Here is an 11,644-nt window from a genome sequence, read left to right on the forward strand (position 1 = left end):
ATATAGCTGTACCGTTGAGGCATATGTATAATCCCCCGATTCCGAGCAATGTACAGTATAAAAAATGTCTAAGATTGGTTTTATATCGTTAGGGTGTCCGAAAAACCTGGTCGATTCCGAGCGCATCCTTACCGAGCTGCGCACCGAAGGTTACGACGTTGTCCAGAGCTATGACGACGCCGATATGGTTATCGTCAATACCTGCGGCTTTATCGACAGCGCGGTGCAAGAGTCGCTGGAAGTCATCGGCGAAGCGCTGAACGAAAACGGCAAAGTTATCGTCACCGGTTGCCTGGGTGCGAAAGAAGATCAAATTCGCGAAGTGCATCCGAAGGTGCTGGAAATCACCGGGCCGCACAGCTATGAGCAGGTGCTGTCCCATGTTCATCACTATGTGCCGAAACCGAAACACAACCCGTTTATCAGCCTGGTGCCGGAACAGGGCGTAAAACTGACGCCGCGTCACTACGCGTATCTGAAAATTTCCGAAGGCTGTAACCACCGTTGCACCTTCTGCATCATCCCGTCGATGCGTGGCGATCTGGTGAGCCGTCCGATTGGCGATGTGCTGGCCGAAGCCAAACGTCTGGTCGATGCGGGCGTGAAAGAGCTGCTGGTGATCTCGCAGGATACTTCCGCTTATGGCGTGGATGTGAAGCATCGCATGGGCTTCCATAACGGCGAGCCGGTGAAAACCAGTATGGTCGGCCTGTGCGAGCAACTGGCGAAGCTCGGCATCTGGACGCGTCTGCATTACGTTTATCCGTATCCGCACGTTGATGATGTCATTCCGCTGATGGCGGAAGGCAAAATCCTGCCGTACCTGGATATCCCGCTGCAACACGCCAGCCCACGCATTCTCAAGCTGATGAAGCGCCCGGGTTCGGTCGATCGTCAGTTAGCGCGCATCAAACAGTGGCGTGAGATTTGCCCGGAGCTGACCCTGCGCTCCACCTTTATCGTCGGCTTCCCTGGTGAAACCGAAGAAGATTTCCAGATGCTGCTGGATTTCCTGAAAGAAGCGCGTCTGGATCGCGTCGGCTGCTTCAAATACAGCCCGGTGGAAGGCGCAACGGCCAACGAGCTGGCGGATCAGGTGCCGGAAGAGGTCAAAGAGGAGCGCTGGAACCACTTTATGCAGTTGCAACAGCAGATCTCGGCGGAACGTTTGCAGGAAAAAATCGGCCGCGAAATTCTCGTCATCATTGATGAAGTGGATGAAGAAGGCGCGATTGGCCGCAGCATGGCAGATGCGCCTGAGATCGACGGCGCGGTGTACCTGAACGGTGAAACCCGTGTCAAACCGGGCGATGTGATCCGCGTGAAAGTGGAAAACGCCGACGAGTACGACCTGTGGGGCTCCCGCGTTTAATGCCATAAAAACCCGGCTACTATGCCGGGTTTTTTGTTTCTGCTGTACCATTTCCCCAGATCAAATAAGCCGACGCCGCCATCCGGCAATAGAGATCGGCCTTACCCTTTAATCTTCGGATCCAGCGCGTCGCGCAGGCCGTCGCCGAACAGGTTAAACGCCAGCACCGTCAGAAAAATCGCCAGCGATGGAAACAGCGCCACATGCGGGGCAATCACCATATCCGCACGGGCTTCGTTGAGCATCGCGCCCCACTCCGGCGTCGGCGGTTGCGCGCCCATTCCGAGGAACGACAGGCTGGCGGCAGAGATAATCGAGGTGCCGATACGCATGGTGAAATAGACCACAATCGACGACACCGTTCCCGGCAGAATATGGTGGAACAAAATCACCGTATCGCTGGCACCGATGCTGCGCGCCGACTCGATAAACGTCTGCTGCTTCAGCACCAGCGTATTGCCGCGCACCAAGCGGGCAAAAGCGGGCACCGAGAAGACGGCCACGGCAATGATCACATTCGCCATCCCGCTGCCCATCACCGCCACCACCGCAATCGCCAGCAGAATGCCGGGAAACGCGAACAGCACGTCGCAGATGCGCATGATAAGGCGATCCCACCAGCCTTCGTAATAACCCGCCAGCAACCCAAGCACCGTACCAATCGCTGCGCCAATCAGCACGGCAAAAAGGCCGGCCGCCAGCGAGATCTGCGCGCCAACCAGCACGCGGCTGAAGATATCGCGGCCCAGCGAATCGACGCCGAACCAGTGCACCAGCGACGGCCCTTCATTCAGCCGGTCATAGTCGAAGTAGGTTTCCGCATCGTAGGGAGCAATCCACGGCGCAATTACCGCCAGCAGGATCAGCAGCAGCACAAACAGCCCGGCGGCCATAGCCAGTGGCTGGCGGCAAAAACGTCGCCAGAACTCATGCCACGGCGTGCGGACATGTCCCGGTTTCACCACCGGCATGGCGTTCAAAATCGCCTGTCGGCGCCAGTTAAACAATCGCATCCTTACTTATACCTGATAGCAGGGTTGAGCGCGGCGTAGAGCACATCAACCACCAAGTTGATAAGAATAAATTCCAGCGAAAAGAGCAGCACTTCCGCCTGGATCACCGGGTAGTCGCGCATTTCCACCGAGTCCACCAGCAAACGCCCCAGCCCCGGCCAGTTAAAGACTTTTTCCACCACAATCGAGCCGCCCAGCAGGAAGCCAAATTGCAGCCCCATCATAGTGACGACCGGGATCATCGCATTACGCAGACCGTGCTTAAGGATCACCCAGCGCTCGCTGACGCCTTTGGCGCGCGCGGTGCGCATATAATCCTCATTCAGCACATCAACAAACGAGGCGCGGGTGAAGCGCGCCATCACGGCGGCCACGGCCGCGCCCAGCGTCAAAGAAGGCAAAATATAGTGCTGCCAGCTATCGGCGCCCACGGTCGGCAACCAGCCCAGTTCAACGGAGAAGATTTGCATCAGCAGCATCCCCAGCGCAAAAGCGGGGAATGAGATCCCGGTGACCGCCAGCGCCATTCCCAGATGATCCGGCCAGCGGTTGCGCCACACGGCGGCGGCAATGCCGGCACCCAGCCCGAACAGCATCGCCCAGAACATGCTGGTGAGGGTTAGCAGCAGCGTCGGCATAAAGCGGCTGGCGATCTCATCCACTACCGGGCGGCGGGACGCCATCGAAATGCCGAAATCCCCCTGCAACACGCTGGTGATGTAGTGCCAGAACTGTAACCACAGCGGCTGATCCAGCCCAAGCTGGCGGCGCACCAGTTCAATCACCTGCGCGTCAGCCTCCTGCCCGGCAATCAGCCGCGCCGGATCCCCTGGCAGTAAATGCACAAATAAAAACACCAGCACGGCCACAATCAGTAGCGTCGGGATCAGGCCCAGCAGGCGTTTAATAATATAATTAAGCATCGCTTGTTCCCTCATGCCCCCTTCCGTCCGGTAAGGTGGAATGAGTCAGTTATTTCACCAAATCAGCATTGTCAAAGCTGAACCCGGTATCGGGCATGATATAGAAACCGGTCAGCTTCTTGTTATGCGCGGAAACCAGCTTTTCCACCACCAGCGGCACCCATGGCGCCTCCTGCCAGATGATGTCCTGCGCCTGTTTGTACAAACGCTCTTTCTCTTGCGGGCTGAAGGTTCTTAGCGCATCGGCAAAATCTTTATCCACCTGTGGGTTACTGTAAAACGCGGTGTTGAACTGCGTCGGCGGCCAGTTCCATGAAGCAAACAGCGGCGACAGCCCCCAGTCTGCTTCGCCGGTTGAGGCCGACCAACCGGTATAAAACATGCGTACGCCACTCTCTTTCTGCCCTTTGGCTTCCACTTGCGCCGCGCGCTGCCCGGCATCCATCGCGGTCACCTGCACTTTAATCCCCACCTGCGCCAGTTGCTGCTGGGTAAACTGCAACACCTTCTGCGCGGTACTGTGGTTATGCGACGACCACAGCGTTGTGCTGAAGCCCTGCGGATAACCCGCCTCTTTCAGCAGCTCGCGGGCTTTTGCCGGATCGTAAGGCCAGGGCTGATATGCCTGCGAATAGGGGATCGACGGCGGCAACACGCCGGTAGCGGGCGTAGCGAAACCGGCAAAAGCTACCTTCACCAGCGCCGGGCGGTTGATAGCGTAGTTAATCGCTTCGCGCACTTTCGGGTTATCAAACGGTTTTTGTGTGACGTTCATGCTGATGTAACGCTGCATAATCGACGGGCTGGCGACCAGTTCAAGCTTGCTGTTTCTCTTCAGCACTTCCGCCTGCTCATAAGGGATCGGAAATGCGAACTGCGCCTCACCGGTTTGCAGCATCGCCGCACGCGTATTGTTATCCACCACCGGGCGCCAGGTGATGGAATCGAGTTTCGGCTGCCCTTTCTGCCAGTAACCGTCGAACTTCTTCACCTTCACAAAGTCGGTCTGATTCCAGGCTTCCAGTTCATACGGGCCGGTACCCACCGGATGAAAACCGATATCTTTGCCGTACTTTTTTAGCGCCGCCGGAGAGATCATCGCCGTTGCCGGATGCGCCAGAATATTGATAAACGCTGAGAAAGGCTGCTTAAGAATGATTTTTACCGTGTAGCGATCCACCACCTCGGTTAAGTCGATATTTTTATACAGGTTGTAGCGCTTCAGGCTGTTATCCGGATCGCTGGCGCGATCGAGGTTGGCCTTAACGGCTGCGGCATCAAAGTCGGTTCCATCCTGAAACTTCACGCCCTGACGCAGGAAAATGGTGTAGATCAGCCCGTCGGCAGAAACTGTGTAGCTTTGCGCCAGCACGTTTTCCAGTTTCATATCTTTATCCAGGCCAAACAGCCCCTGATAAAAGGATTTTGCTACCGCCTGCGACAGCGTGTCATTGGCATCATAGGGATCGAGCGTGGTGAAATTGGAGCCGACCGCAACCACCACGTCTTTCGCGGCAAAGGCCTGCGTGGCGGTCAGCGCGAACAACATGCCTGCAACGAGCCGCCACTGCCGGTAAACGAATTGTGTCATGTTGCTCTCCTGAATAACCCTGCCACTGCTCAGTTAAAAACGGGACTGCGTACTGCCAGGCGTGGAACGGGCAACATAGTGCCCCGGCCCCACGTTCTGCAACTGCACGCGTTGCATTGACTCGCCGCGCTTGCGGATATTGCTGGGCATGTCATCAGATAACAGCACTCTTTGCGCATGGGTATGCGCAGGATCGGCCACCGGAACCGCCGACATTAATTTGCGCGTATAGGGGTGTTGCGGGTTTTCGAATACCGCGCGGCGCGGGCCAATCTCAACAATCTGCCCAAGGTACATTACCGCCACCCGGTGGCTGATGCGCTCCACCACCGCCATATCGTGGGAAATAAACAGGAACGCGATCCCCATTTCACGCTGGAGATCGAGCAATAAATTGATGATCTGCGCGCGGATAGAGACATCCAGCGCCGAGACCGACTCATCCGCCACTACCACGCGCGGATTCAGCGCCAGCGCGCGGGCAATGCAGATGCGCTGCCGCTGGCCGCCGGAAAACTCATGTGGGTAACGCCAGGCGTGCTCCGGTTTCAGGCCGACGCGCTCCAGCAGCCACTCAATCCGCTGATGTCCCTCTTTTTCCGCTAATAAATTGTGCACCCGCAGCGGCTCGATAATCGAATCGCCCACCGTCTGGCGGGGATCCAGCGAAGCATAAGGATCCTGGAAAATAAACTGAATATCGCGACGCACCTGTTTCAATTTGCTGTCCGGCAACGTGTCGATCCGCTGACCGTTAAAGATAATCGAACCGCCCTGACTCTCCACCAGCCGCAGCAGCGCCCGCCCGGTGGTTGACTTTCCACAGCCAGATTCACCGACCAGCGACAGCGTTTCGCCCGGCCAGAGATCAAAGCTGACGCCTTCCACCGCATGCACCTCTTTGGTCACGCGGTTGAGAATGCCGCTGCGCAGCGGAAAGCGCGCTTCCAGATCGCGCACCTGCAAAATCGGCTCGCCCGGCACCACCGTATTCTGTTCGGTTTCCGCTTCCTGATGCTGAGGGTTTTTCATGGAAATCAGCGGAAAGCGGCGCGGCAGATTGCTGCCGTTCATCGCGCCAAGTTTGGGCACTGCAGCCAGCAGCGCTTTGGTATAAGGATGCGACGGCGCATTGAAAACCTGATCTACCGTGCCCGTCTCCACCGCTTCGCCATCGTTCATCACCAGAACCCGGTCAGCGACATCCGCCACCACGCCCATATCGTGAGTGATAAAAATCACCCCCATCGACATCTCTTTTTGCAGCACCGCGATCAGTTGCAGGATCTGCGCCTGGATCGTGACATCCAGCGCGGTGGTCGGCTCGTCGGCGATCAGCACCGCCGGACGACACGACAGCGCCATAGCAATCATCACCCGCTGGCGCATGCCGCCGGAAAGCTGATGCGGGAAGCTGGATAAAATAGCCTGCGACTCCGGAATGCGCACCAGGTCGAGCATGCGCCGCGCTTCATTCATCGCATCTTCACGCCCCAGCCGCTGGTGCAGGCGAATCGACTCGGCAATCTGCTCGCCAACCGGAAAGACCGGGTTGAGCGAGGTCATCGGCTCCTGAAAAATCATCGCAATGTCAGCGCCGCGCACGCTACGCATCTGCGACGAAGAGAGGCGGGTCAGATCCACTTTCTGGCGATTGCGCCGCGTCAAGCGCATATGATCGCAGCTCACTTCACCGCCCGCCTGTTCAATCAGGCGCAGCAGCGACAGCGCCGTCACCGATTTACCGGAGCCGGACTCGCCGACAATAGCCAGCGTTTCGCCCCGTTTCAGGGAAAATGAGAGGTGACGTACCGCCGGGGTCAGCTCTTTTTCATCACGAAAACCGATATTCAGATTGCGGACATCCAGCACCACATCGGCATCTGTCTCAACCCCGTGCGACACCCCACTCTCCTTATTCACGATAAATGCCTACGCTCGGCGCATCGCCGGCATAGCCCCAGGCGCGGTACATCCCTTCGCTGTTAAACGGCAATGCGACATTGCCTTCACGATCGATAGCAATCAGCCCGCCGCTGCCGCCGAGCGCCGGGAGTTTATCCATCACCACCGCTTCGCAGGCCTCGTGCAGACTTAATCCGCCGTAGTCCATCAGCGCCGCAATATCGTACGCCGCCAGCGTGCGGATAAAGACTTCGCCGGTGCCGGTACAGGAGACCGCTACACTGGCGTTATTGGCATAACACCCGGCGCCCGGCAGCGGGCTGTCGCCGACGCGCCCCGGCAATTTATTGGTCATACCACCCGTAGAGGTCGCGGCCGCCAGGTTCCCCTGTTTATCGAGCGCCACCGCACCAACCGTACCGAATTTTTTACTCTCATCGAGCGGCGCAGAGCCATGATCGAGCACCGTTTGCCCGTTTTCCCGCGCCTGCAACAGTTGCTGGAAACGCTCCGGCGTAGAGAAGATCGTCGGCGAAACCTCGGCCATACCGTGCGAAAAGGCGAAATTCTCCGCCCCTTCGCCAATCATTAATACGTGCGGGCTTTGCTCCATCACCAGCCGCGCCGCCAGCACCGGGTTACGCAGGCGGCTGACGCCTGCGACGGCCCCGGCGTGCAGAGTGTTGCCATCCATCACGCAGGCATCAAGTTCGTGGGTTTCATCGCGGGTGAACACCGCGCCGATCCCGGCGTTAAACAGCGGGCACTCTTCCAGCAGGCGCACCGCTTCGGTGACCACGTCCAGCGCGCTTTCGCCCGCCTCCAGCATTCGCTGGCCGGTTTCGACAATCGAAGAGAGTGCCTCGACATATCGCAGCTCCTGTTGCTGGCTCATCTGCGCACGGGCGATCGCTCCCGCCCCGCCATGTATTGCGATTACCGCTTTCACCATTTGTGCTGCCCGGGTTCACTTCGTTTCCGACGATTTCTGAATATAGAAATTCGTTACAACGATGTAAAGCGATGTGATTACAACGAGGTAGCCGCAAGCCGTGTTGGCGACTCGCCTTTTCTGCCATAATGTGCCCCTTAACGCATTGTGCAGGACAGTAAATATGGAATCATCAAATGGCCTGATCTCGCTGGAGACGGCCCTGTCACAGATGTTGTCACGCATTTCGCCGCTGACGGAAAGCGAAACCTTACCGCTCATCGCCTGCTTTGGCCGCGTGGTGGCAGAAGATATTATCTCCCCGCTAAATGTCCCCGGTTTTGATAACTCGGCGATGGACGGTTATGCCGTGCGGATCGCCGATGTGAGTAGCGGCAGCGCTTTACCGGTGGCGGGCAAAGCCTTTGCCGGACAGCCTTTCGCAGGCGAGTGGCCAGCAGGCACCTGCGTGCGCATTATGACCGGCGCGCCGATTCCTGCCGGTTGCGATGCCGTCGTGATGCAGGAACAAACCGAGCAAACAGACGCCGGTATCCGCTTTACCTCTGAGGTACGCCAAAATCAGAACATCCGCAGGGCCGGTGAAGATATCACCAAAGATGCCGTGGTGTTTCGCGCCGGAACCAAACTGACTGCCGCCGAGTTGCCGGTGCTGGCATCGCTGGGCATTGCGGATGTCTCCGTGCTGCGCAAAGTCCGCGTGGCGCTGTTCTCTACCGGTGACGAGCTGCAACTGCCGGGGCAACCGCTGGCCGACGGGCAGATTTATGACACCAACCGCCTGGCTATTCATCTGATGCTGGCGCAACTGGGTTACGAGGTGATTAACCTCGGCATTATTCCGGACGATCCGGAAAAACTGCGTGCGACCTTTATCGCCGCAGACCAGCAGGCCGATGTGGTCATCAGCTCCGGCGGCGTGTCGGTAGGCGAAGCCGATTACACCAAAACCATCCTCGACGAACTGGGCGAAATCGCCTTCTGGAAGCTGGCGATCAAGCCCGGCAAACCCTTCGCCTTCGGCAAGCTGAGCCATAGCTGGTTCTGCGGTCTGCCCGGCAATCCGGTTTCCGCTGTTCTCACTTTCTACCAACTGGTGCAGCCGCTGCTGGCGAAACTGAGCGGCGATACGGCTACTTTCGAGCCGCTGCGTTTTCGCGCCCGCGCCGTGGAACGGTTGAAAAAGACACCCGGTCGTCTCGATTTCCAGCGCGGCATAGTAAGCCGCGGCGAAGATGGTTCGCTGGAAGTGCGCAGTACCGGACATCAGGGTTCGCACATTTTCAGCTCCTTCAGCCAGGGCAACTGTTTCGTGGTGCTGGAGCGCGAGCGCGGCAATGTCGAAGCGGGCGAATGGGTGGACGTTGAGATGTTTACCCCGCTCTTTGGAGGCTAAAGATGGTCGAACTCAGCGACGCGGAGATGATGCGCTACAACCGGCAGATCATTCTGCGCGGTTTTGATTTTGACGGTCAGGAGCGGTTAAAAGCTGCCCGCGTGCTGGTGGTCGGCCTGGGCGGTCTGGGTTGCGCTGCCGCGCAGTATCTGGCGGCGGCGGGCGCCGGGCAGATGACGCTGCTCGATTTCGATAGCGTGGCGCTCTCCAATCTGCAACGCCAGACGCTGCACGGCGATGCGGATATTGGCGTGGCGAAAGTGGATTCCGCCCGCGAATCGCTGCTGCGCATTAATCCGCATGTGCAGTACACCGCCATCAATGCGCTGCTGGATGAAGCGTCGCTGTTCGCGCAGATTGCCGCCCATGACCTGGTGCTGGACTGCACCGATAATGTCGCCATTCGCAATCAACTCAACGCGGGCTGTTTTCAGCATAAAGTGCCGCTGGTTTCCGGCGCGGCCATTCGTATGGAGGGGCAGATCAGCGTCTTTACCTGGCAAGAAAATACCCCCTGCTACCGCTGTCTGAGCCGCCTGTTTGGCGAAAACGCGCTGACCTGCGTGGAAGCCGGTGTGATGGCGCCATTAGTGGGAGTGATTGGTTCGTTGCAGGCGATGGAAGCGATAAAAGTGCTGGCGCACTATGGCACGCCAGCGGCGGGGAAAATCGTGATGTATGATGCGATGACCTGCCAGTTCCGCGAAATGAAACTGCAACGCAACCCCACCTGTGAAGTATGCGGCGGCTGATGTCATTGCCGGATGGCGCGATGCCAGCCGGCTTATTACTCAGAGCGTGACGCGCCCAAAGGCCGCCAGCCAGTCCTGTTCAAACTTCCCGACTGCCGCACTTACCGCCGGAGCAGCAATCATCTGCTGCGCCACATCCAGCGGCAGCGTAATGGATGCACAGCCCGCCAGCAGGCAATCCAGCGCCTGGCGCGGTGTTTTAAAGCTCGCCGCCAGCACTTTCGACTGCGGCGCATGCAGCGTGAGCAGGCGCTGTAACTCTGTCACGGTCTGAATTCCGTCGCCGCCCTGCGCATCTACGCGGTTAACATACGGCGCGATATACTCCGCGCCCGCCAGCGCCGCCAGCAATCCCTGCGCCGCGCCGTAAACGGCAGTGCCGAGCGTCGGAATACCTTCCGTTTTTAAGCGCTTAATCGCCGCCAGACCTTCTGCCGTTACCGGTACTTTCACCACCAGATCGGCCACCATTTCCCGCAGCTTACGCGCTTCGGCCACCATACCGTCGGCATCATTCGCCAGCACCTGGGCAAACAACCGCCCGCGGCCGTCCAGCGCCTCATGCAAGGCGGGCAACAGTTTCTCAATTGGTATAGCGCCGCTGGCGACAATGCTGGGGTTTGTGGTTACACCCGCCAGCGGGAAGATACGCGCCAGTTTCTTCACTGCCGCGACATCAGAGGTATCAAGATAGAGTTCCATCGTTTTCACCTGAAGTGTGAGTTTCCGCATGCTTTAACGCTATCACGCAACAACCCGCCAAAGAGTTGACCTTCATCAAAATAACTTTCATTCGAAAGTAATTTACTATTCATATGAAATAACGGAGGCAGGTTATGATTTTCAATATTCAGCGCTATTCCACCCATGATGGCCCCGGTATTCGTACGGTGGTCTTTCTGAAGGGCTGTTCGCTGAGCTGCCGCTGGTGCCAGAACCCGGAAAGCCGCTCCCGCACGCGCGACCTGCTGTTTGATGAGCGTCTGTGCCTTGCAGGCTGCGATTTGTGTCAGCAGGCCGCACCGCAGGTGATTGAGCGTGCGCTGAACGGTTTGCTGATCCACCGGGAAAAGCTAAACGATACGCAGCTTAACGCCCTGACCGATTGCTGCCCGACCCAGGCGCTGAGCGTCTGCGGCGAAACGCAAAGCGTTGATGAAATCATGGCCGCCGTGCTGCGCGATAAACCCTTTTACCTGCGCAGCGGCGGCGGGATCACCCTTTCCGGCGGCGAACCGTTTATGAACCCGCAACTGGCGCAGGCGCTGCTGCAAAGCAGCCACCAGCAGGGTATTCATACGGCAGTGGAAACCTGCCTGCATGTGCCGTGGCACTATATCGAACCTTCCCTGCCTTACGTTGATCTGTTTCTGGCGGATTTGAAGCACGTCGATGAGGCTCTATTTCGTCAGTGGACCGGCGGTTCGGCCAGACGCGTGCTCGACAACCTGAAACGGCTGGCGCAGGCGGGGAAAAAGATGACCATCCGCGTGCCGCTGATCCCCGGTTTTAACGCTGACGAAGCGTCAATCAAAGCCATTACCACCTTTGCCGCCGACGAACTGAACGTCAGCGACATCCATTTTTTGCCTTATCACACGCTGGGCATGAACAAGTACCACCTGCTTGGCGAACCCTACACCGCCCCTGAAAAGCCGCTCGACGCCCCGCAATTGCTGGCGTTTGCCGAAGATTTTGCCAGCCAGAAAGGGCTGACGGCGACATTACGAGGATAACACC

Annotated in this window: 10 protein-coding genes; 4 read left to right on the forward strand and 6 right to left on the reverse strand. The window is 58.1% G+C overall.

The annotated features are described in order from the left end of the window. The first annotated feature begins 64 nt into the window (after positions 1-64). On the forward strand, positions 65-1,372 hold the full coding sequence (rimO, locus tag Y71_RS18465) for a 30S ribosomal protein S12 methylthiotransferase RimO (protein ID WP_007374032.1): 1,308 nt from the start codon (positions 65-67) through the stop codon (positions 1,370-1,372). Positions 1,373-1,473: 101 nt separating this feature from the next. Here the strand turns inward: rimO and gsiD are convergent, their stop codons facing one another. From gsiD to iaaA, 5 genes are read right to left on the reverse strand one after another with little or no spacing between them, the layout of a single operon-like run. Continuing rightward, positions 1,474-2,385, reverse strand: a complete 912-nt coding sequence (gene gsiD / locus Y71_RS18470; protein ID WP_007374031.1) for a glutathione ABC transporter permease GsiD — start codon at positions 2,383-2,385, stop codon at positions 1,474-1,476. 2 nt (positions 2,386-2,387) lie between these two features. Continuing rightward, complete coding sequence (gene gsiC / locus Y71_RS18475; RefSeq protein WP_007374030.1) at positions 2,388-3,308, reverse strand: glutathione ABC transporter permease GsiC; 921 nt, start codon at positions 3,306-3,308, stop codon at positions 2,388-2,390. Between the two features lie 49 nt (positions 3,309-3,357). Then, positions 3,358-4,899, reverse strand: coding sequence for a glutathione ABC transporter substrate-binding protein GsiB (gsiB, locus tag Y71_RS18480; RefSeq protein ID WP_007374029.1), 1,542 nt, complete (start codon positions 4,897-4,899; stop codon positions 3,358-3,360). Positions 4,900-4,932: 33 nt separating this feature from the next. Continuing rightward, on the reverse strand, positions 4,933-6,804 hold the full coding sequence (gsiA, locus tag Y71_RS18485) for a glutathione ABC transporter ATP-binding protein GsiA (protein WP_007374028.1): 1,872 nt from the start codon (positions 6,802-6,804) through the stop codon (positions 4,933-4,935). A 10-nt stretch (positions 6,805-6,814) separates the two neighbouring features. Next, the gene (gene iaaA / locus Y71_RS18490) at positions 6,815-7,756 is read right to left on the reverse strand and encodes a beta-aspartyl-peptidase (protein WP_007374027.1); all 942 of its coding nucleotides are present in this window, start codon (positions 7,754-7,756) and stop codon (positions 6,815-6,817) included. A gap of 163 nt (positions 7,757-7,919) precedes the next feature. On the opposite strand from iaaA, the gene moeA reads away from it, so the two are divergent. Together moeA and moeB are read left to right on the forward strand one after the other, a co-directional pair. Next, complete coding sequence (moeA, locus tag Y71_RS18495) at positions 7,920-9,152, forward strand: molybdopterin molybdotransferase MoeA (RefSeq protein ID WP_007374026.1); 1,233 nt, start codon at positions 7,920-7,922, stop codon at positions 9,150-9,152. Positions 9,153-9,154: 2 nt separating this feature from the next. Further along, on the forward strand, positions 9,155-9,904 hold the full coding sequence (gene moeB, locus Y71_RS18500) for a molybdopterin-synthase adenylyltransferase MoeB (RefSeq protein WP_007374025.1): 750 nt from the start codon (positions 9,155-9,157) through the stop codon (positions 9,902-9,904). 39 nt (positions 9,905-9,943) lie between these two features. Here the strand turns inward: moeB and fsa are convergent, their stop codons facing one another. Beyond that, positions 9,944-10,606, reverse strand: a complete 663-nt coding sequence (gene fsa, locus Y71_RS18505; RefSeq protein ID WP_007374024.1) for a fructose-6-phosphate aldolase — start codon at positions 10,604-10,606, stop codon at positions 9,944-9,946. Positions 10,607-10,740: 134 nt separating this feature from the next. On the opposite strand from fsa, the gene Y71_RS18510 reads away from it, so the two are divergent. Next, complete coding sequence (locus Y71_RS18510; RefSeq protein ID WP_007374023.1) at positions 10,741-11,640, forward strand: glycyl-radical enzyme activating protein; 900 nt, start codon at positions 10,741-10,743, stop codon at positions 11,638-11,640. The last annotated feature ends 4 nt before the right edge of the window (positions 11,641-11,644 follow it).

Origin of the sequence: Kosakonia radicincitans DSM 16656, from assembly GCF_000280495.2 — a bacterium.
Lineage (GTDB): Bacteria > Pseudomonadota > Gammaproteobacteria > Enterobacterales > Enterobacteriaceae > Kosakonia > Kosakonia radicincitans.

What these genes read in the sequence shown, in the direction of transcription:
- moeB (WP_007374025.1), top strand. Translation starts at nt 9,155, where the DNA reads ATGGTCGAACTCAGCGACGCGGAGATGATGCGCTACAACCGGCAGATC.
- gsiC (WP_007374030.1), bottom strand. Translation starts at nt 3,308, where the DNA reads ATGCTTAATTATATTATTAAACGCCTGCTGGGCCTGATCCCGACGCTA.
- rimO (WP_007374032.1), top strand. Translation starts at nt 65, where the DNA reads ATGTCTAAGATTGGTTTTATATCGTTAGGGTGTCCGAAAAACCTGGTC.
- Y71_RS18510 (WP_007374023.1), top strand. Translation starts at nt 10,741, where the DNA reads ATGATTTTCAATATTCAGCGCTATTCCACCCATGATGGCCCCGGTATT.
- gsiD (WP_007374031.1), bottom strand. Translation starts at nt 2,385, where the DNA reads ATGCGATTGTTTAACTGGCGCCGACAGGCGATTTTGAACGCCATGCCG.
- moeA (WP_007374026.1), top strand. Translation starts at nt 7,920, where the DNA reads ATGGAATCATCAAATGGCCTGATCTCGCTGGAGACGGCCCTGTCACAG.
- iaaA (WP_007374027.1), bottom strand. Translation starts at nt 7,756, where the DNA reads ATGGTGAAAGCGGTAATCGCAATACATGGCGGGGCGGGAGCGATCGCC.
- fsa (WP_007374024.1), bottom strand. Translation starts at nt 10,606, where the DNA reads ATGGAACTCTATCTTGATACCTCTGATGTCGCGGCAGTGAAGAAACTG.
- gsiB (WP_007374029.1), bottom strand. Translation starts at nt 4,899, where the DNA reads ATGACACAATTCGTTTACCGGCAGTGGCGGCTCGTTGCAGGCATGTTG.